The sequence below is a fragment of the Candidatus Limnocylindrales bacterium genome (assembly GCA_035626395.1).
Taxonomy (GTDB): Bacteria; Desulfobacterota; Binatia; order UBA1149; family CAITLU01; genus DASPNH01.
Genome location: DASPNR010000042.1, coordinates 832,819 through 853,655, shown reverse-complemented (window position 1 = coordinate 853,655; position 20,837 = coordinate 832,819). Strand labels below are relative to the sequence as shown.

Genomic DNA, 20,837 nt, shown 5'->3' with positions numbered 1-20,837 from the left:
GGCGCCTCAGACTTCGGCGACGGCCGGTGCCGAGCCGAGAGCGTCGGCCACGGCGTCGGCCAGTGCCGGAATGCGGTCGCGGGCGAGACGCCCGATGCTGACGCGCAGGCCCGGTCCGCTGTGCAGGCGGAAACGCTCGCCGGCCGCAGCGCTCCAGCCTGCGGCGAGCAGCGCCTGAAGAGGCGCCGCTTCTTCGCGCACCGGAATCCAGACGTTGAGACCGGAGCGGCCGGTGGCGGCGACTCCGTGCCTGGCAAGCGCTTCGATCAGTGCCGCACGACGCGCGGCGTATTCGGCCTCTGCCGCCGCGACCACTGCCGTCACCGACCTGCTCGTCCATGCCTCGGCAACGATCGCCTGCAGGATGTGGCTCACCCATCGGATTCCCAGGATGTGGCGTGCCTCCACCGGCGCGACGACGTCTTCGGGGCCCGCCAGTACGGCCACGCGAAGGTCGGGCCCGAGCGACTTGCCGGCCGACCGCACGTACGCCCACCGCGTCGTCCTGGTGCTCAGGCTGTGGAGCGCATGCCCGGAGACTGCGGCTGCGTGATCGTCCTCGATCAGGAGCACCGATGCATGCGCCGCCAGGATCTTGCGAAGCTCGGCGGCGCGGCGAGCGCTGACGGCTGCGCCAGTCGGGTTCTGCGCGCGCGGCGTGACGATCACCGCGTGAACGCCTCTGGCCAGCACGGCCGACAGTGCCTTCGGCTTCATGCCCTCGTCATCGATCTCCACCGCGACCGTCTGCAGGCCGAGCGCCGTGACGAGATCGAGCACGCCGGCGAAACCGGGATCTTCGACGGCGACCTTGTCGCCGCTGCGCAGCTGTGTCGTCAGCACGCGCTCGATACCGTCCATCGCGCCCGAGACCACGGTCAGCGTGTCGGCGCGGATGCCGTCGGCGGCAAGCTGTTGACGCGCCGCCTCGGCCAGCGCGGGCAGCACGCATGCGGTCCCGTAAAGCGTCGGCTGCGGATGGACGCGCGCGAGCAGCTTCTTCATGTCGGGAAGCAGCGTCGGGTCGGGATTGCCGTCGGAGACGTTGATGGCGCCGGTGGCCACCGGCACCGGAAAGCGCCGCAGAAGTGGCGCGCGCCGCGCGACCCTGGTGCCGCGGCGGCCGGCGCCGGCAATCAGCCCGCGATGCCGAAGCAGGCGGTACGCCGACGCCACGGTCGTGGGACTGACTCCGAGCTGCTCGGCCAAGCCGCGCACGGTCGGAAGGCTGTCGCCGCTGGACAGGCGCTCCTCGCGCACCGCCGCCTCGATGGCGCGCGCGATTGCCTCGGCGCCCGATCCCGTGATATCCAAACGTAGCATTACGAATCAGGTTTCGTAGTGTAACAATACGGCCGGCTGCGCGCAAGCGCGGCCCGCGCCGAGCCGCATCAGCGGCGGCCTGCCGGGGCCGGACCCGGCCGACGACTGCCGGCAGCGAAAAAGCTGCCGGTGAAGGGAGCAGTCCCATGCAACCCGAAGCGACCGAGACCCGCACCGACGCCTTCGTTCCCACTGCCCGCACGACGCTGAAGCGTCTGGCCGGCCGCGGCGACTACGACCGCGCCACGGTGCATGCGATTTTGGATGAAGGCCTGGTCTGCCACGTCGCGTTCGCCGTCGACGGCCAGCCGTTCATGATTCCCACCGCCTATGCCCGCATCGGTGACGCACTCTACGTGCACGGCTCCACCGCCAACCGCACGTTTCGCGCGCTCGCCGACGGCGCGGAGGCCTGCATCACGGTCACGCTCCTCGACGGCCTCGTGCTGGCGCGCTCGGCCTTCCACCACTCGGTCAACTACCGATGCGTCGTCATGTTCGGCATCGGTCAGAAAGTGACGGATCCCGACGAGCACATGCGCGCGCTCGAGGCGATGGTGGAGCACGTCGTGCCGGGCCGCTGGAAGGACGTGCGGTGGCCCAATCGCGAGGAGAGCCTGCGTACGCTGGTCGTGCGCTTCCCGATCACCGAGGCGTCGGCGAAGGTGCGTACGGGCAACCCCATCGACGATGAGGAAGATCACGCCCTCGACGTATGGGCAGGAGTCATTCCGCTGCAGCTGCAGCCGGGCGTACCGCAGGCGGATCCACGCACGCCGGCGGAGAAGGCGGCTCCGGCGTACGCGACCGCCTACGTGCGGCCGGGTCGCTAGCCAGCGCGCGCTCAGCAGCGGATCTGATTCACCACGTCGTCGACGCCCTCGACGAACCAGGTATCGGCCTCGGCCATCTCGCGCTCGGTGTCCGATCCGACCATGCCCTGCAATCGCACGACGCCGTGCTCGGAAAAGATCTTGACCTGCTCGGACGTCACGAACGGGTCCTTGTCGAGAGCCAGCCGGATCGCGTCCGTCAACTGCGCGTCGGTGTCGCGCTCGGGCGGATCGATGACGATGCTGTTGCGCACATCCCGCGTGCCGGGGACCCACCACGCGAGCACGCCCGTCAGCCTCTTGTGCTCGTGGCTCGAGAGCTTGCCGCTGAGCTGCACCACGCCGTCGCGCACTTCCAGCATGATCTCGCCGGGGCCGGAGCCGGGAACGTCGCGCAGCGTCTGCAGCTCGTCGCGCGCCATCTGCCGCAGGCGGCACTCGGCGAGCGCGCTCTCCTGCAGCAGCGCGTTCGCGACCGAATCGCGAATCTCGTCGTCGGTCATGTCCTTGGCCGGCCGCACGACCAGCTCGTCGATCACGTTGCAGCCGTCGGCGACGGCCTCGGTGCGGCGGACCGCCAGCTTCTTGGCCGCCACCGAGGGAACCTCGCCCTGCAGGCGCACGGTGCTGCCTTCGATTTCGACCCGGATGGGATCGCTGGCGAAGCCGATGCGCTGCTCGGAGCCGAGCTGGTAGTGGATGCGTGTCAGGAGATCGGAGTCGTCGGCCATGGAAGGTACCTCCGGTTTCGACAGTGCTGCTCTCAGCATAGGCCGGCGCGGCCGCTTGTCACGGCATGCTGCACACTCACGCGTGTAAACGAAGCTGCCGACTGTCGCGTGGCGCCGCAGCTGCGTCCCGCTGCACGCCCACATGGCCAAGCCCTCGGCCCTTGGCTATGGTGCGGCGCAGCTGCGGCGACCGGCAGCAATCGTGCGGCAGAGGACATGGAATGACACCGGAAGACGCGCTTCGGACCGGCCGTACCTGGGAGGATTTCTGCGACGCGCTCAAGAGCGCCGGCGCTGTCGTGCAAAGCGATCTTGCGGGCGACGAGCTCGACCGCGCCGAGGGCTACCGTTATCTGTCGCGGCTGACGCGGCTGGCGCTCGAGAAATTTCTCGAGCACGCCGATCCGGCCGCGCCCACCTTCTACCGGCTCAGCCACGAGACGGCCAAGATCGGCTGCGACAATCCCGACAGCTACTACCAGAACGCCGCCATCGACGGCCGCTACGAGTACCGCCTGTCCGGGACCCGCGGCACCGTCTCCTATCTCGGCATCGGCGCCTACTATGGACACTACGGATCGAGCGCCCGTTCCGGCTGCAGCGGCTATCTCGAAGGCGGCGGTGTGGTCACGGACGCCGACGGTCGCTTCGAAATCATCCTGAGCGCCAGGCCGCATGCCGGCAACTGGATCAAGCTGGAGCCGGACAGCTCGATGCTGATCGTGCGCCAGAACTTCCTCGATCGCACGAGCGAGGTGCCGGCCGATCTGCGGCTGGAGCGCCTCGGCGCCGACGGAACGCCGCAGCCGCTGACCGCCGCCCGCCTGGTGAATGGCCTCGACGATGCCGCCCGCTACGTCGCCGGCACCTCGGCGTTGTTCGCGCGCTGGGCCGATGGCTTTCGCTCACGCCCGAACCAGATCCTCGAGATGGACCCGAAAGTCACCGGCGGCGCGCACGGCGATCCCAACATCCATTTCTACATGGGATACTGGCAACTCGAGCCGCAGGAGGCGCTGATCGTCGAGGCCACGCCGCCGCCGTGCGAGTACTGGAATTTCCAGCTCAACAACATCTGGATGGAGTCGCTCGACTTCCGCTACCATCCGATCCACTACAACAAGCACACCACGCGCTACCGCAGCGACGGCTCGTTCCGACTCGTGGTGGCTTCGCGCAATCCCGGCGTCGCGAACTGGGTCGATACGGCCTCGCACCGACGCGGCACGATGGGCTTGCGGTGGGTGAAGGCCGCGCACTTCCCGATGCCGGCGACTCGCGTGGTGCCGCTGTCGCAGGTGGAGCCGGACTGACATGTCGGGTGCGACCTCCCGCGATCAGCGCCTTCCGGTGCGGCTCTTCAACGGCGCCGTACGCACGATCGAGAAGGTCTCGCGCAAGCGCACCAGCTTCGTGCAATCCGAACAGGCATTGCGCGAGGCGGCCATCGCGGCCGCCGGTGGCCTGACCGACTTCGGCAAGGACGACTACGGCCAGGGGCTGCAGGTGCTGCTGCGCTCCTACGACGAGGAGTCGCATCTGAATCCGTTCGGACGCTGGCTGGTGCGCCAGCAGCTCGTCGCCATCCTGCGCAACCGCCTCGTTGCCGAAGAGGCTTGGAGGCGCTGCCCGCAGATGCTGGCGACGCCCGTGGAGCGGCCGATCTTCGTGCTCGGCCTTCCACGAACCGGCACCACCGCGCTGCACTCCCTGCTCGCGCAGGACCCGGCCAACCAGGTGCTCGAGTACTGGCTGGCCGCGGCGCCCAAGGCGCGACCTTCGCGCAGCGACTGGGAGAGGGACCCGTGCTTCAAGCAGGCGGCGCAGGGCCTGAAGCTGACCTACTGGCTCGACCCGAGCCTGAAGGCCATTCATCTCATGACGGCCGACGGGCCCGAAGAATGCCGCCACCTTCTCCAGCAGTGCTTCACCGACGACAGCTTCGAGTGCAATTCCACGCTGCCGAGCTACTCGCGCTGGTACGCCGGCTGCGACATGGAGCCTCCCTACCGCCGTCATCGCGATCTGCTGCGCCTGATCGGAGCGAACGATTCTCCGCGGCGCTGGGTGCTCAAGTACCCGGCGCACCTTCGCCATCTGCGTGCGCTGCTGAAGATCTATCCCGACGCCTGCGTGGTGCAGACGCATCGCGACCCGGCGCGCGTGCTGCCGTCTCTGTGCAGCCTGATCGCGGGCTGGCGCGGCATCTACGAGGACGAGCCCGACAAGCATGCGATCGCCGCCTGGACGCTCGAACTGTGGGCCAGCACGATGGAGAACGCGATGGCGGTGCGGCAAGAGCTCGGCGAGGCGCGCTTCTACGACCTGCACTTCCGCGAAACCGTCGCCGATCCAGCCGGCGCCGTCGGCCGCATGTACGCGCACTTCGGGATCGAGTATCCGGAGGAGACGGCGCAGTCACTGCGGCGATGGCACCGCGACAACCCGCAGCACAAGCATGGCGAACACCGCTACAGCGCCGCCGACTTCGGCCTCACCGCGCAAGGCATGCGCGAGCGCTTCGCCGCCTACATCGACCGCTTCGCCATCGAAGCCGAACGATGAGTGGGGTCGGGTCTTGCATTTGAGCATTCGGAGATCGACGGTCGCCTGGCATCACGCAGCGGCGGCGGACGACCTCCTCATCCAAGGTAGAACTGCATGCTGCTGAAAGACCGAGTCGTCGTCGTTTCCGGAATCGGCCCCGGCCTCGGACAGGCCATCGCGCTCGCGATGGCGCGCGAAGGCGCGTGCCTGGCGCTGGCCGCACGAAGTCACGACAAGCTCGAGGGCATGGTGCGCACGATTCGCGACGGCGGCGGCCGTGCGCTGGCCGTGCCGACCGACGTGTCCGACAGGGCCTCCTGCGAGCGCCTGATCGATGCGACGCTCAAGGAGTACGACCGCATCGACGTGCTGGTGAACAATGCCTACCATCCCGGCACCTACGAGCGCATCGAGACGGCGAACCTCGAGGACTGGAAGCCGCCCTTCGAGGTCAACGTCCTCGGCTCCCTTCGCCTGTCGCAGGCGGTGATCCCGGTGATGAGGTCGCAGGGCGGCGGAGCCATCGTGATGATCAACAGCATGTCGATGCGCCGCATGATGGAACGCTTCGGCGGCTACGCGGCGTCCAAGGCCGCACTTCTTGCGGCGACGCAGACGCTGGCGCTCGAGCTGGGGCCCTCGAGGATTCGCGTCAATTCGGTGGTTCCCGGATACATCTGGGGCCCCCCGCTGGAGAGCTACTTCGCGGCGGAAGCCGCCAAATACGGCATCACGCCGCAGCAGATGTACGACAGCGTCGCGGCCGAGACGGCGCTCAAGCACATCCCGACCTCCGAAGAGATCGCCGAGGCGGTGGTGTTCTTCGCCTCCGACATGTCCAGCGTCATCACGGGACAGAGCCTGGATGTCAATGCGGGGCACTGGTTCGTGTAGCTTGGAGCAGGAATGCTGGACGTGCACGCCTCCCTGTCGCATGGTCAGGCGGGCGCTTCGGGACGGACAGACAGACGGGGCGCCGTAAAGGAGCGAGCATGAAGCCATTCGCCACCGCTCTGCTGACCGCGTTCCTGATGATCGGTGCGCCCGCGGCCGGCGCCGAGACGGCGCCCAGGGCGCCGCTGTTCGACGACCTCGGGAAGAACCACTGGCCCATCAGCAGCAAGAACCCCAAGGTCCAGCGCTATTTCGATCAGGGACTGATCCTGACCTACGCCTTCAATCACGCCGAGGCCGAACGCTCCTTCCAGGAGGCGGCGCGGCTCGATCCCGAGTGCGCGATCTGCGTGTGGGGAACCTCGCTCGTGCTCGGTCCCAACATCAACGCGCCGATGGACCCGAAGGTCGCGCCCGAAGCGTACGAGCGTGCGCAGAAGGCCCTGTCGCTGGCGAGCCACGCCAGCGAGAAGGAGCGCGCGCTGATCGAGGCCTTATCCAAGCGCTACGCCAGGGAGGCTCCGGCAGACCGGGCGCCGCTCGATCTCGCCTACGCCGATGCGATGCGCCAGGTGGCAAGGCGCTACCCCGACGACGTCGAGGTGCAGGCGCTGTTCGCAGAGGCGCTCATGGATCTGACGCCGTGGGCGTACTGGGACAAGGAAGGAAAGGAAACGAAGTACACGGCCGAGCTGCTTCGCACGATCGAAAGCGTGCTCGCGAAGAACCCCGACCATCCCGGCGCCATCCACTTCTACATCCACACCACCGAGGCCTCGCGCGATCCGGGACGTGCGGCCAAGTACGCCGACAAGCTCGGGACCCTCACGCCTGGCGCAGGCCATCTCGTGCACATGCCGGCGCACACGTACATGCGCATCGGTCGCTACCACGACGCCGTCCTCGTCAATCAGAAAGCCGCGGCCGCCGATGACTCCTACATGACGCAGTGCCGGCGCCAGGGCATGTACCCGCTGGCGTACGTCCCGCACAATCACCATTTTCTGTGGGCCGCCGCCGCCATGGAAGGTGCAAGCAAGGTCGCGCTGGCAGCGGCGGTCCAGACCGACGAGAAGACGATGCACGAGCACGTGCGCGCGCCGGGGCTGGGAACCGCGCTGCAGCACTTCACCGTCACGCCGATGTATGCGCTGGTCCGGTTCGCCAGGTGGGACGACATCCTGGCGCTGGAAAAGCCCGCCGAGGACCTCGTGTATCCCTCTGCGCTGTGGCACTGGGCGCGCGGCCACGCCTATGCGGGCCGCGACGAGCTCGGCAAGGCGCGCGAGGAGCTGGCCGCGCTCGAGGCGATTCTGGCCAGGCCCGAGCTGGCCGAAATGAAGATGCTGAGCACGAATCCCGTCTCGACGGTGCTCGGAATCGCAACCGACCTGCTGGCGGCCGAGATCGCGCGCAAGGACGGCAGGCTCGATCAGGCCATCGCGCGCCTCCAGCACGGCGTCGAGCTCGAGGACAGCCTGCTCTACACCGAGCCATCGGACTGGCCGAGCCCGGTGCGGCACCACCTCGGCGCGGTGCTGCTGGAAGCCGGGCGCGCATCCGAAGCCGAAGCGGTCTATCGGGCCGATCTGGACGCCCTGCGCAATCCCGACAACGGTTGGGCGCTTTTCGGTCTTCGCCAAAGCCTGGAGGCGCAGGGCAAGAACGAGGAGGCGCGCCAGGTGCAGGCGCGGTTCGAGAGAGCTTGGGTCCATGCCGACGTGGAGCTGGAGAGCTCGCGCGCCACCAGGGAGCTCAAGCCACGCTCGGCACCCGTCGCTGCCGCATCCACTGCAGGAGCGACAGCAGCGGCCAGGCCATAGCCACCACGACGAACGCCAGCACGTACACGTCGGCCAGGTTGACGACGCCGTAGACGTCGTCGCGACCGGGCAGCGGAATGCGCAGGAAGTCGACGACCTCGAAAGGCGGATACGCGTACGAGAGCGCGTTGGCCAGCGCGCCGCCGGCCAGCAGCGTGAACGCCAGCCGCGGCAGCGGCGCGCGCGAAACGGCATACAGCGCCAGGCTCAGCACCAGCGCCGCGCCGCGAATGGACGTGACGACCACCGCCGGATCGGCCGAGACGTCCGCCATCGGCTTGGCGGCAAACTCGGCCGCGGTGGCGATCGCGAAGAACACCGTCAGCCCCGCCACCAGCCGCAGCCAGAACTGCAGCTCCACGCTGCCGAGCCACCAGATCACCAGCGCCTGCACCAGCAGCCCCGCAGCCAGGATCAACGTGTAGGCCGAGTTGCTCGTCACCGAGCCGATGCCCTCGACGCCGCCCATGACGCCCCATTCATTGAGAGCGAGTTGGAACACCGGCACGCCCATGACCGACACGGTCTCGTTCGAGGGCAGCACGGAAAAAGCGATCCTTTTGGTGATCGCGTCCAAAGCCAGCAGGCCGAGGAGCACGCGGTGACGCGCCAGCAGAGCACGCACACCGGCCATGCCCGAGTCGTAAGAAGGAAGCCTCATCGGAAACCGTGACCGCCGATATTGGCAGCGTCCGTATCGGAAGGCGACAACGCTGCGGCGGCCGAGCACTCTTTTGCTCGCCTGCGTTGGATGCCGATGCGCCGACCGCTAAACTGCCGCGATGCTGCTGACCGAGGACCTGGCTCGTGCCTTCGACGATCCTGCGCGCGGCCATGTCGATGCCGTGCGCAGCGTGTCGCTGCGTGTGGGGCGCGGTGAGATCTACGGCCTGCTCGGTCCCAACGGGGCCGGCAAGACCACGACGCTGCGAATGCTGGCCACGCTGCTGCGCCCCGACCGAGGACGCATCGAGATCGATGGGATCGACGCCCGAACCGATCCGGTTCAGGCGCGTTCGCGCCTGGCGTACGTGCCGGCCGAGGCGGGGCTGCCCGAAAGACTGACGGCCGCCGAAACGGTTGCACTGTTCGGAAACATCCAGGGCGTTGCCGACGCGCGCACGCGTGCCCGCGAACTGCTCGATCAACTGGGAGCCTCTCGCTACGCCGACACCAACTGCTCGGCGCTGTCGACCGGCATGAAGCGGCGCGTGGTGCTCGCGCGCGCGCTCGTGCACGACCCGCCGCTGCTGCTGCTCGATGAGCCGACCGATGGTCTGGATGTCGGCGGACGCCGTGAAGTGCTCGGACTGGTGCGCGGCCTTGCGGCCGAAGGCCGCGCCGTCGTGGTCTCCTCTCACATCATGGGCGAGGTCGAGACGCTCTGTCCCCGCGTCGGCGTCATGGCGGGCGGCCGCATCGTGGCCGAAGGATCGGTGGCCGATCTGCTGGCCAGCACCGGCACGAGCGAGCTCGGCGATGCGTTCATGGCTCTCACCAGCGAAGCGGCCGCCTAGCCGATGCGCGCGCTCTCGTTCCTGACTCTGGCCGTGCTGCTGCGGCTGCTGCGCGAAGGCCTGGTCGTGCGTGCAATGGCCTGGCCGGGCCTGCTCGCCTCGCTGGCCCTGGTCGGAACCGCCGGCGCCTATGCGGCCTGGGGCACGACGCCCGACGTCTACGTCTCGACACCCGAGCTGGTCGCTCCCCTTCAGACCGACGGCTTTCGCGTATTCGTCGTCGAGAATCCCGAGCCGCTGCTGCTGACGGGGCAGGCCACGCGTGCGATCTGGCGCGAGGGCGACATCTATGTCCTCGGCAGGACCTGGGGCGGGCGTGCCACGCACCGCGCCGAATCGGTGCTGCGCGAGGCCGCCGGCGATCGCTGGCGACTCGAGATTCCGCCGCTGGAGGCGCGCCCGGGCGACGTTCGCAATCAGGCGGCATTGCTGGCCGGCATCATCGCCTTGCTGTTCACGCTGTACGGCGTGGTGATGGGCGCCGGTGCGCTGTATCGCGACCGTTCCAACGGTGCGCTCGAAGCCGAGCTGGCGCTGCCCGTTCCGGTCTGGATGCATGCGTGCGCGCGCGTGCTCGCACTGACGGCAGTGCTCAGCCCGGCCCTCATCGTAAGCCTCCTCGTCGTCGACTCGCTCATGGCCATCGATCATCTGACGCGCTGGCTGGTCGTGGGAACCAGCGCGGCGGTGGCAGGCGGCGCCATCGGCTTTGCGATGATGGCACGCGGATCGGCCGAGAAAGGGTTTTCCGGACCGCTCTCCCGCGCGCTGACCGCGACGATGGCGTTGATGGCGGTCGGCTGGTGGCAACCTGGCATCGGCCGTTTCCTTCCCCTGCTCTCCCTGGGCTCGTTCATGCATGGCGCGGTGCCTTCCTATCTCGTTGCCGCCGGCGCCGCGGCGGCGGTGCTGCTGGTGACGGCCGATTTCCGCAATCGCGAGTGTGTGTGAGGACGCCGCGATGATACGACCGGCACGCCTGCTGGCGGTGGCCCGCTACGAGCTGCGCAGCCACAACGCGGGCAAGCAGGGGCGGCGCTTTCTGCTGCTCGCGCTCGCGCTGCTGCTGCCGGCGGGCCTTATCCCGAGCCCGCTGTCCAACGTCGGCACCGCCGGCCGCCGCCACGCTCCGGCCGCGCCCGTGTCGAGCAAGCCCATCGCCGTTCGCGGAATGGTGCCGGCTGCGCTGCAGGGAAGGCTCGAGCTCTCGCCGCTCGGCGAGGCCGAGATCGTCGCCGAAGCGCCCGTGCGCGTGCGCGCGCCCGACGTTCCCGACGACCTGCGCGCGGTGCTGGAAACCCTGCCCGGCGACAGCCGCGTCGAGGTGCGGCGCTATCGGCCGCCGGTGCGCCTGCCCGGCAGGTCCATCCTGATCGCGATCGTCGCAATCTCCCTGCTCACGGGGCCGCTGGCCGAAGCGTTGCCCGGCGAGCGCGCGCGGCGCACGCTCGAGGTTCTCCTGTCGGCGGGAATCTCGCGCGCCGAGCTGATCGGCGGCAAATGGCTGACGTGGACCGCATGGGCGACGTTGACCGCGCTTGTGGCCGCAGCGACCTCCATCTTCAGCGGCGTGCAGCAAGCCGGACTGTGGCTGCTGGGTCTGCCCATGTTCATCGGTTGCGCCGTGGCTCTCGGCATGTGGCTGGTGCGCCTGGTCGATGATGTCGTCGGCGGCGCTGCGGCGCCGATGCGCGTGCTGCCGGCGGCGGCCAGCGTGATGGCGGGGCTGGCGTGGTCGTTCCACTCCATCTCGCCGGCGTTGTCGGCGCTCGTGCCGCTCGGCGGGCCGCTGCTGGTGGCGGCCGACATGCTCGACCGCGGCGTGGACGTGATGGCGGCCGGAGCCGGCACCGCGCTGTTCACTTCGTGGCTGCTCGTGCGCACCGGCGCCGATCTCGACCGCTTCGACGCCGCCGGCAGCGTGCGCCGACACGGCGCCATCGGTCTTGCCAGCGTCGCGACGATCCTGTGGTGGCTTGCAGTGGCAGGACCGGCCGTCTGGATCCTCGCCGGAAACCCTCAGGCGACCGCGCCTCTGGCGACCTCGCATCTGGCAGGCGGCGCCGCGCTGCTCGGCTGCGCTCTGCTCGCCTGTGCGCGCGAAGGCCGCCTGCCGTGGTCGCGCATCGATGCGCGAGGAGCGTTCGTGGCGCTCGCCGTGGGCGTGCTGCTCGGGATGGCGGGGCCGCTCGTGATGCGCATCGCCGCGCCGCCCGCGTGGGCGCAGCCGCTTGCCGAGCGGCTGCTGTCGGCTGCCGTGCCCGACTTCACCGCGGCTCCGATGTCCGCGCTCGTGGCGATCCTAGGTCAGACCTGGCTGTATCGTTTCGTTCTCGCGCCGCGGTCGGGATGGCTGCTCGCCACGCTGCTGTGGGCCATCGCCGTCTCTCCGTTCGATCCGTTGTCGGCGCTGCCGGCGTCGCTGGCGCTCGGACTGATTGCACGGCGCCACGGCGCGGGCGCAGCGGCGCTTGCGCATCTTGCGTGGATGGTGACGGTGGCGTGGATGCCGCTGTCGCAAACGGCGGCGGTGGTGATCGCGGCTCAGCTGGCCGCGGTTGCGCTCTCGGCCTGGAGATCGTCCTCGACGACGACGTCGGAGATCCGCCAGTAGGTGTAGGCGGCGAGGACCGCCGTCGGCAGCATCGCCTCCAGCTCCTCGTCGTCACCCGCGCCGTCCTCGTCCTCGTCGGCTTCGTCGTCCTCGATGCAGTCGAGCACGTTCTGGAAGCGTGAAGACAGGGCGATGATGGGACAAAGGACGCGTCGCATCTCGCCGTCTTCTTCGATGTGCTCGATCCACGCGCGGGCTTTGACGTCGAGCCCGGTCAGATAGCCGTCGCACCAGCCGGCGGCCGAGACGCGCTCGCAGGTGCCGGGAAAGGCGATCAAGGGCTCGAACGCTTCCTGGTTGCTGCTGTCGAAGAGAGAGCGCGCGATCTCGTTGCTCAGACGCATCACCACACCGATCATGTGTGCACCGGTGGCGCCCGAAGCTCGCTCGACGTCGCCGCCGAAAATCACCGGCAGCCACACCAGAGGCGGAAGCGGCCCCGGCACACAGTGCAGAGCGGTCAGGAACCCGTGCACTTCCTCCAGGCTCATGGCGCGCCGTGAGCACGGGCGCTGCGCCAGGAATCCGGCCAGGGAGTAGAGCTCGTCGTCGGAAGGGGATTCTGCGAGTCCGGGAAAGGCTCTCATCGGTCCTGCATCATGCAATGGCCTGTTCGAGGCCAGCAACCGGTATTTGGCCTGATTCCGAACCGCATGGACATTTCTCGCTCCCACACCGCCGCCGGCCCCGCCCCATCGGGGAGAACGCGCGGCACCCAGGGTCGCAGTCATTGTCAGCGCGGCCTGCGGCGTACTAGCATCGCCACGCTCGCACTGCCGCCGCGCGTGCAGTGGCGGGGCTCTACCGCACCGAAAACGACAAGGAGCTCAGGCATGAGTGAAAGCGTCTACAAGATCATCGAACTCGTGGGCACCAGCACGGATTCGTGGGAACAGGCCGCGGCCGCAGCAATTACCAAGGCTTCCAAGACCTTGCGCGATCTGCGCGTGGCCGAAGTGCGTGAGCTCGACATGACCATCGAGGATGGCAAGGTCGCGCAGTATCGCGCCAAGGTGCGCGTCTCCTTCAAATACGAGGATTGATGCGAGGGCGAGGCGCGGCAGCGCGCCGCCGCCGCGCCTCGCCTCGCCTCCTGCCAACGCCGCCGGTTTCTCCGCCACAGCCCTTTTGGTAATGCCGGCCCTCCCCCGTGGCCACCTCCGCCGCCAGAATCGCGACGATCATTCTCTGCCTGACCGTGGCCATCATCGTCGCCGTCGTGGCCGTCCGAGGGCGCACGGTGGGGCTGTTCGACATCGAACGAGGCCGCGGCACGCTCATCGACGCTGCCGAGCGCTTCCGTGATCGCGCCGGCCCCGCCTATCAGCAGGAGGCGCTCGCGGCGGTGCGCCGCTCCTGTCCCTACATGCGCGTGCTGCGCCTGGACGAGACGCCACCGAGCGCCGCGGCGGCCGGTGAGGCCTCCGTCAACGCCAGCGCCGCCATGACGCTGTTCGAAGCCGACTTCTCGCGTGGAGCCGCCGGCTTCGAACCCGTCGACGAGGATGCGCGGTTTCAGGCCGCCCAGGGCGCGCTGGCGTTGCATGCAGGACAGCTGCGAACCGCCGCCGCGTTGGCCATTCCCAAGGAACAGATCGGTACGATCGAAATCGAGGCAAGCACGGCTGCGCCCGCGCATCTTCTGGTGGGATGGAGCGATGAAGAGGACGCGATGCGACTGGTTCGTGACAAGTCGCGCATCGACCTGATCGCCGACGGCCGCTTTCACACCTATTCGATCGACGCAGCCAAGGCCCTGGAGCGAGGGCTGGAAGCCGGCGCCGTCGTGCGGCGGCTTTTCGTGTCGGCGCGAGCCGATGGAACCACGCCGGTGTATCTGCGTCGCGTCCGCGTGCATTCGTGGAAGCATCGCTATCCCTCCTCCGGCTATGGCGTCACCTACGAGAAGCTCGGCGGCGAGCTGCGGCGCGCGCTCTTCCAGGTACCCGCGCACACGTTGCGATACGACATCGTCCTGCCGGCGCAGGCACCGGTGTTCGAGGCGGGCCTCGGCGTGCTCGGCACCGACGGCAGCACCGAGTTCGCCATGACGCTGCTCGAAGGCGACAGGAGCTACGATCTGCTCAAGCAGATCGACAGCGGCGTCGGCTGGGATGACGTGCGCGTGGACCTGTCGCGATGGGCGGGAAGGAGCGTCAGCGTGCAGCTGAGCGCGCGCACCGAGGCCGATTCGATCGCATTGTGGAGCTCGCCGGTCATTCGCAGCGACGGCGAGGACGGCCAGGCGCCGCCTTCCGTCGTCATGATCGTGGAAGATGCGCTGCGCCCGGACCGTCTGGCGCTGTACGGCGGGCCGGTCGCCTCACCGGGCCACGATCGCATCGCCGCGCGCGGAGTCGTGTTCGAGCGCGCCTTTGCGCAGGCGCCGCAGACCAGGTCCAGCGTGCCCTCGCTGATGACCTCGCTGCTCCCCAGTGCCACCGGTACCTGGGACTTCTCCGACTTTCTGCGCGACGAATACGTGACACTGGCCGAGGTGCTGCGGGCGTGCGGGTACCAGACCGCGTCCTTCATCCAGAACGGCAATGCCGGCGCCTATGCCGGGCTGCACCAGGGCTTCGACGTGCTCGTCGACGAAGAGCAGGCCGGGACGTCTGCGCACGCAGTGCTCGAGCTGGCCCGTCAATGGATCGAGGCGCAGCAGCGGCGGCCGTACTTCGCCTACGTGCATGTGCTCGACCCTCACGGCCCGTTCGATCCCGAGCTTCGGCCGGAGCTGCCGCAGGCCGAGGGCGAGCTCCTGCTCGAGATCGACCGCTTCATCGATCCGCCATGGCTGGAGCGCCCGACGGCCTCGGTGCGCCGATCGCTCTACGACGCCGAAGTCGCGGGCACCGATGCCGCGCTCGCTTCTTTCGTCGCGTGGATGGAGCACCACGGACACCTGGACACCTCGATCCTGGCGGTGCTCGCCGATCACGGCGAGTATCTCGGCGAGCACGGCGGCATGTGGCGCCATCACCCGCCGGGGCATCTCGAAGTGACGCGCGTGCCGCTGCTGCTGTCCGGCCCCGGCGTTCAGTCGCACCGGCGGGTGCAGACTCCCGTGCCCCTCCTGGACGTGATGCCGACGCTGCTCGAGCTCACCGGCATCGACGCCTCGGCGCTTGCCATGCACGGCGCCTCGCTGCTGTCGCTGAAGTCGGGACGCACTGCGCGAGTCTTCGTCAGCGAAGAGCCCGAGCTCGAGCGCGGCGGCCGCAGCGCGCGCGATTGCGGCTCGGTCTTCACGGGCGGCCTGCAGATCATGCTCGCGTGCCTCTCCGACCAGGCCTGGTTCACTGCCAAGACGATCGCCGGGGCCGAGGAGCTGCCCCGCCCGCCGGTGCGCTTCTTCGATACGGCGGAAAGCTACGGTACCGAGATCGGCACGGACCCCGTCACGCAGCGGCTGCTGCAGATGCGAACAGGCAGCCTCCTGAAGACCCTCCAGACGATCAACATCGAAGCCTGGCAAAAGATGACTCGAGCCAGCGCGCCCGCCATCCCCTCGGCCCCGGCCCACATGGAACGACTGCGGGCATTGGGCTACGCGCAATAGGGCGAGGCGTGAGCGCAAGCGGGCTGGAGGCCCGCTGGAGCGAGCCCCGAGCCGTCCAACGAAGTAGACGGGGCGCTATGCGCGGCCGCCCGCGGTTTCAAGAGCGGCCGCGCAGAGTGCCACGGATACGAGGCGGACGGCGAGGCGTGAGCGCAAGCGGGCTGGAGGCCCGCTGGAGCGAGCCCCGAGCCGTCCAACGAAGTAGACGGGGCGCTATGCGAGGCCGCCCCGCTCTTGAATCAGAAACGGCAGTACATCTTGTCGCCATCGATATGCGTCGTACACGGCACCGTCCCGAAGAACGTATCGTCGCCGACGCGGAACGTGACCTCGAGCGGCGAAGCGAACGCTGCACCTTCGACGGTTGCGTACTTGGCCTTGAACTTGACCGCGAACGGCTGCCCGGCAAGTCCGACCGACAGCGTCATCAGACCGCTCGGATCCGTCTTCGACTTCCACTTGACCGTGTTGCCCGCCAGGCTCCAGTTGGCGCTGCCGGCCGGAATGACGGCCGACCACACCACCTCGCCTTCCTCCGATAGCACGATCTGCGTCTCTTCGGTGAAGGGGTTGAACACGACGCCGGTGCCGATCATCGAGTCGCTGCCGAGCTTGAGCTTCTGCTGGCCCGGTCCCGCATTGAGCGCGCTGAGCTTGATCGACTTGGTGTTGAAGGCGCGGTAGCAGCCGATCTCGTCGTACCCGCACTGGCCGGTGCAGCTCAGGGCGCCGCCGACGTAGCCAAGGTCGGCGCAGGTCAGGCCGCCCAGGTTGCTGCCGTCGCAGGTCTCGCCGGTGTCGTTGATCATGCCGTCGCCGCAGTACGGGTCGGTGATGCAACCCGAGGTGTCGTAGTTGCAGCCCATCGTGCAGCCGAGCGTTCCGCTGCTGTAGCCGAGGCCCGAACAGCTCTGCCCGCCGAGCTGGCTGCCGTCGCAGGTCTCACCGGCGTCGCGGATGCCGTCGCCGCACACTTCGCTGGTGCAGTCGGGGCGGCAGCCGTCGCCGGTCGCGCCGTTGTCGTCATCGCAGGCCTCGCCGCTGTCGGTGACGCCATCGCCGCACTCCGGATCGGTGCAGTTCTCGCGGCACGCATTCGGCGTCTGGTCGTCGTTGAGGATGCCGTTGTCGCATTCCTCCACGCTCGCCTGCTCGTAACCGTCACCGCAGCTCGCGTCCAGACAGGTGTTCAGGCAGGCATCGGTGTTGGACTCGTTGTCGTCGTCGCACTCCTCGCCCGTCTGCACCACGCCGTCGCCGCAGCTGGCCAGCGAGCAGTTGTTGCGGCACGCGTCGTCGTCGATGCCATTGCCGTCGTCGCAGCCCTCGCCGTTGTCGGTGACGCCGTCGCCGCAGGAGGGCGCATCGCAGTCGCTCCGGCAGGCGTTGGGGGCGGTGTTGCTGTTGTCGCCGCCGTTGTCGCATTCCTCGCCGCTGTCGACGACGTCATCGCCGCAGGACGGCAGCGTGCACGAGGTGCGGCAGGCATCGCCCAGCGTGTTGCTGTTGGCCACGCCGTCGTCGCACTGCTCGCCGCTGTCGACGACATCGTCGCCGCAGAACGGCAGCGCGCAGCTCGTGCGGCACGCGTTGGGGGCCGTGTCGCTGTTGTCGCCGCCGTCGTCGCAGGCCTCGCCGTTGTCGACGACGTCATCGCCGCAGTGGGCGTTGCTGCAGTCGGTGCGGCACGCGTTCGGGACCGTGTCGCTGTTGTCGCCTCCGTTGTCGCACTGCTCGCCGCTGTCGACGACATCGTCGCCGCAGCTCGGCAGCGTGCAATCCTCCCGGCAGGCATTCGGCACGGTGTCGCTGTTGTCGCCGCCGTCGTCGCACTGCTCGCCGCTGTCGGTGACGTCGTCGCCGCATCCTGGGAGCGTGCAGTCCTCGCGGCAGGCGTTGGGCGTCGTGTCGCTGTTGGCGTTGCCGTTGTCGCACTGCTCGCCGGCATCCTGGATTCCATCGCCGCAGGTGGGCTCGCTGCCCGGATAGCTGTTGGGGTTGGCCGGATTGGCACCGGCGTCGAGCTCGTCGCGGTCCCGGTAGCCGTCTTCGTCGCGATCGATGCCGGCGCGCACGCCCGAGCCCAGCGGCGTGCACGTGTAGGTGATCTCCTGGCCGGCCGTGTTGGCGAGTGCGCGCAGCGAGGCGTCGCTGATCGTGCCCTCGGAGGCGCGATCGCTGGTGAAGCTACCGCTGCTGAACACCCAGCCGCGAGCCTCCGCGGCAACGGTTCCCTTGGCGATCAGATCGCACTCGCCGGCGGTGGCGCGCTGCACCAGCAGCGTCATGCGAGGATCGACGGTGGCACCGTTGGTGGAGGTGCGGGTGATCTGCTGCCCGACGATCGGCGCGTGGTTGCTCGGGAACTGGAGCATGAACTGCTCCATGTTGCGCCTCTGCGTGTCGGAGGAGAACCCGCCGCTGTTGAAGCTCCCCTGGTTGAAGACGGTGGCCTGGTGGAAACGGAACAGCGTGTCGGTGCTGCCGTCATGCAGGAAGCCGAAGCCGCGGATTTGATCGCCCTTGTGCCCGTTGTCGCCCGAGTTGAAGAAGCCGACCGAGGCCATGCCGAACATGCCGACCTTCTGGTACATGTTGCGCAGGTGGGCCACCTTGAAGATCTGCGTTTCGTTCTCGAAGCTGCTGCGCCCGTCGGAGCCGAAGAAACCAGGTCGTTCGATGTCGAATTGGGCATTGCCGGCGGCGTTGGTGACGTGGCAGCCGTTGCAGTTCTGGAACGTGTCGGAAGTGGCGCCGAAAAAGAAGTTGCTGCCGGACTGCGCCGCCGCCGTCAGGGTGTTGTCGAGCGCGCGGATCGGGTTGGGCGGATAGTTCACCTGCAGGATGAAATCGGTGAACTGCTGCATCTCCTCGGAAGTCAGGTCGGAGGCGCGGCCGAGCAGTCCCGAGAAGGCCCCGTTGAACTTCTTGAAGCTCGCATCCTCGTCGAACGCGCCGCTGTTGGGCTGCGCTGAGGACGCGTCGTTGCCGCCGGTGCGGTCGCCGCGCCAGTGCATGGGGCCGTGGTTGTCCATGCCGCGCAGGCTTTGCGTGGTCATGGGGCCTTTCATGGGATGGAAGTCGGGATCGTTGAACGGGCCGACGACGAACGGGCCGGGGTTGTTGAGCAGCTCGTCGTCCGGATTGCCCAGGTCCCAGGCCAGCGAGTCGAAGTCGCCGAAGATGTGGCAGCTGGCGCACGCCGAATCGCCGTGGCTGGAGGTGTGGGCGGCGTCGTAGAGGAAGCGGCGGCCGGCCGTGATCGATTCGTACTCGGGATTGTGGAGAGGCACGTGCGCCGTCTCCACGCCGAGCGCCGTGTTGACGATGGAGACCGAGTTGTCGAAGCGCGTCAGCACGTACAGCCGCCCGCGTGCCTCGTCCAGCACCAGGCCGGCGGGACCGCCGCCGGTGACCGCGATGTGGTCGGCATCGTCGGGAACGAACGTGTTGCTCTCGATCTCGGCGGTGGAGAAGACGCCGATCTTCCTCGAGCCGTGCGCCGCGACATACATGGTCGCGCCGTCCGACGACACCACCATCTCCAACGGGAACGCCAGGGAATTGGAATTCTCGGTGCTGGGGTTGGGGGCGCAGCAGCTGTCGTAATTGATGTGCTTGTTCAGGTGGCGTGGGGTGATGGTCGTGCCGTCGATGACGGTGATGCGGCTCTCGGCGATGTGCCCGCGAACGGTGGTGTCGGCGAAGATGCCCGGACCTTCGAAGCGGACCTCGTTGCGCGACTCCAGGTTGGAGACGTAGACCTTTCCCGAGACCGGATTGGTCGCCATGTTGAACAGGATCGTGCCGACGCTCTTGCGCAGGCCGGCGGCGCCGGCGACCGCGCTCGGCGGGTCCGTGTTCGCGTTGATCAGGAACACGTCGTTGTCGGGCAGGTTGAACATGACGTGGCTCGACCAGTTGCGGCCGAGCTCGTCCACCCATGCCGTGCCGTTGTGCCTGACGATGAGCCCCACCTCGGGCTGCGCTCGGCCTGTGTGATCGGTGTTGGGCGCCGGCAAGCCGCCGGCGGCCTGGCCGCCATTGGGAATGCGGCCCTCGTTCAGGGTCGTCGTCTTGTTGCCCGAATGAAAGACCGCTGCGTACACCGTGCTCTTGTCGGGGCTGACCGTGAGGGCGCGCGGTGTATCGCCGAAAAGCGTCAAGCGCGTCAGCGCCGTACCGCCGAGCGTGCTGCCGAGATTGCTGGCATCGAAGACCCAGACATCGGCGCGGCCGATGCCGGCGGTGGTCAGCTGCGGGTCGAAGCCGCCGTTCTGCCCGCGATGCGCCGTCGTGATGAACGCGCGATTTCCCGAGCTCCCCGCGAAGACGATGTCTCGCGGCTCATCGCCTACCAGCAGCGTGCGCGTGACGCGTGGAGCCGACGGCGTCGAGACGTCGACGATGCTGACGCTGTCGGAGAGGTGGTTGACGACCCAGACCTCGGTGTTGCTGCGCGCGGCAACGGCCACCGGCTCCAGCCCGACCGGCACGGCACCGACGTGCGCCAGGCCGCCGCCGGTGATCGAGAAGACCTCGAGGCGCGCGTCGGGCGTGTTGCACGCGAACAGCAGCGTACCGTCGGGCGACATCGCCAGCGGGCGGACCTGCCCCGACTCGAAGAGCGTGTAGGAGGGCGGAGCGGCGACCGCGCCGGTGGTGGCCGTCACAAGTGCGGCCGCAAGGACGAGGAGCGCCACGCGGCGGCGCCGATTGAAAGCGATCATTCTGTGCGATTCCCTCCCAGGAAGGCCGGACCGCCCCTCGCGGCCCGGAGATGCTGCCTAGCGTGTAAACAGACCGGAGGGCTGAGACAACAGAAAATGATGCATCGCCGCATCCACCAGCACGGCGCGACGCGTCATTGCGGCTAGTCGCGGATCGCGTTCGCGATGGCGGCAGGAGCTGGGACGGCCATAAAGTACGCGACTCGGCCGCTCTGTGCTCTCCCCCTAGTTCGCTTCTTGCTTCGACCACGCTTGGCGCCTAC

At 68.4% G+C, this 20,837-nt stretch carries 15 protein-coding genes; 10 read left to right on the top strand and 5 right to left on the bottom strand.

Features of this window, described 5'->3' with window-relative positions; genetic code table 11:
* Nucleotides 1-6 precede the first annotated feature (6 nt).
* Nucleotides 7-1,323: an aminotransferase class I/II-fold pyridoxal phosphate-dependent enzyme gene (locus VEC57_19270; GenBank protein HYC01282.1), complete on the bottom strand. Its 1,317-nt coding sequence runs from the start codon at nucleotides 1,321-1,323 to the stop codon at nucleotides 7-9.
* 146 nt (nucleotides 1,324-1,469) lie between these two features.
* Here VEC57_19270 and VEC57_19265 point away from each other — a divergent pair, with 146 nt between their 5' ends.
* The gene (locus VEC57_19265; GenBank protein HYC01281.1) at nucleotides 1,470-2,156 is read left to right on the top strand and encodes a pyridoxamine 5'-phosphate oxidase family protein; all 687 of its coding nucleotides are present in this window, start codon (nucleotides 1,470-1,472) and stop codon (nucleotides 2,154-2,156) included.
* A gap of 11 nt (nucleotides 2,157-2,167) precedes the next feature.
* On the opposite strand, the gene VEC57_19260 is transcribed toward VEC57_19265, so the two are convergent.
* The gene (locus tag VEC57_19260) at nucleotides 2,168-2,887 is read right to left on the bottom strand and encodes a BON domain-containing protein (protein HYC01280.1); all 720 of its coding nucleotides are present in this window, start codon (nucleotides 2,885-2,887) and stop codon (nucleotides 2,168-2,170) included.
* A 221-nt stretch (nucleotides 2,888-3,108) separates the two neighbouring features.
* Here VEC57_19260 and VEC57_19255 point away from each other — a divergent pair, with 221 nt between their 5' ends.
* The 4 genes from VEC57_19255 to VEC57_19240 all read left to right on the top strand — a co-directional run bounded on the left by VEC57_19255 (nucleotide 3,109) and on the right by VEC57_19240 (nucleotide 8,151).
* Entirely contained in the window at nucleotides 3,109-4,200 is a 1,092-nt protein-coding gene (locus tag VEC57_19255) for a DUF1214 domain-containing protein (GenBank protein HYC01279.1), read from the top strand.
* A gap of 1 nt (nucleotide 4,201) precedes the next feature.
* A complete protein-coding gene (locus tag VEC57_19250) occupies nucleotides 4,202-5,452 on the top strand; it encodes a sulfotransferase (GenBank protein HYC01278.1) in 1,251 nt (416 codons plus the stop codon).
* A gap of 96 nt (nucleotides 5,453-5,548) precedes the next feature.
* Nucleotides 5,549-6,328, top strand: coding sequence for an SDR family oxidoreductase (locus tag VEC57_19245; GenBank protein ID HYC01277.1), 780 nt, complete (start codon nucleotides 5,549-5,551; stop codon nucleotides 6,326-6,328).
* A gap of 98 nt (nucleotides 6,329-6,426) precedes the next feature.
* Nucleotides 6,427-8,151: a hypothetical protein gene (locus VEC57_19240; protein ID HYC01276.1), complete on the top strand. Its 1,725-nt coding sequence runs from the start codon at nucleotides 6,427-6,429 to the stop codon at nucleotides 8,149-8,151.
* Here VEC57_19240 and VEC57_19235 read toward each other — a convergent pair.
* Nucleotides 8,084-8,812, bottom strand: a complete 729-nt coding sequence (locus tag VEC57_19235; GenBank protein ID HYC01275.1) for a signal peptidase II — start codon at nucleotides 8,810-8,812, stop codon at nucleotides 8,084-8,086. The genes VEC57_19240 and VEC57_19235 overlap by 68 nt on opposite strands.
* 121 nt (nucleotides 8,813-8,933) lie before the next feature.
* On the opposite strand from VEC57_19235, the gene VEC57_19230 reads away from it, so the two are divergent.
* Genes VEC57_19230 through VEC57_19220 form a run of 3 tightly spaced genes read left to right on the top strand, consistent with a single transcriptional unit; the run spans nucleotide 8,934 to nucleotide 12,282 of the window.
* On the top strand, nucleotides 8,934-9,668 hold the full coding sequence (locus tag VEC57_19230) for an ABC transporter ATP-binding protein (protein HYC01274.1): 735 nt from the start codon (nucleotides 8,934-8,936) through the stop codon (nucleotides 9,666-9,668).
* Between the two features lie 3 nt (nucleotides 9,669-9,671).
* Nucleotides 9,672-10,619, top strand: a complete 948-nt coding sequence (locus VEC57_19225) for an ABC transporter permease subunit (protein HYC01273.1) — start codon at nucleotides 9,672-9,674, stop codon at nucleotides 10,617-10,619.
* Between the two features lie 10 nt (nucleotides 10,620-10,629).
* Nucleotides 10,630-12,282, top strand: coding sequence for an ABC transporter permease subunit (locus tag VEC57_19220; protein HYC01272.1), 1,653 nt, complete (start codon nucleotides 10,630-10,632; stop codon nucleotides 12,280-12,282).
* Here the strand turns inward: VEC57_19220 and VEC57_19215 are convergent.
* Nucleotides 12,213-12,869, bottom strand: a complete 657-nt coding sequence (locus VEC57_19215) for a YecA family protein (GenBank protein ID HYC01271.1) — start codon at nucleotides 12,867-12,869, stop codon at nucleotides 12,213-12,215. The two genes, VEC57_19220 and VEC57_19215, sit on opposite strands and share 70 nt — an antisense overlap.
* A 246-nt stretch (nucleotides 12,870-13,115) precedes the next feature.
* Here VEC57_19215 and VEC57_19210 point away from each other — a divergent pair, with 246 nt between their 5' ends.
* Both VEC57_19210 and VEC57_19205 read left to right on the top strand, forming a co-directional pair.
* A complete protein-coding gene (locus VEC57_19210; GenBank protein ID HYC01270.1) occupies nucleotides 13,116-13,325 on the top strand; it encodes a dodecin family protein in 210 nt (69 codons plus the stop codon).
* 107 nt (nucleotides 13,326-13,432) lie between these two features.
* Nucleotides 13,433-15,844 carry a sulfatase gene (locus VEC57_19205; protein HYC01269.1) on the top strand — a complete coding sequence of 804 codons (2,412 nt, stop codon included), beginning with the start codon at nucleotides 13,433-13,435 and terminating at the stop codon, nucleotides 15,842-15,844.
* Nucleotides 15,845-16,083: 239 nt separating this feature from the next.
* Here the strand turns inward: VEC57_19205 and VEC57_19200 are convergent, their stop codons facing one another.
* The gene (locus VEC57_19200; protein ID HYC01268.1) at nucleotides 16,084-20,574 is read right to left on the bottom strand and encodes a hypothetical protein; all 4,491 of its coding nucleotides are present in this window, start codon (nucleotides 20,572-20,574) and stop codon (nucleotides 16,084-16,086) included.
* Nucleotides 20,575-20,837 lie beyond the last annotated feature (263 nt).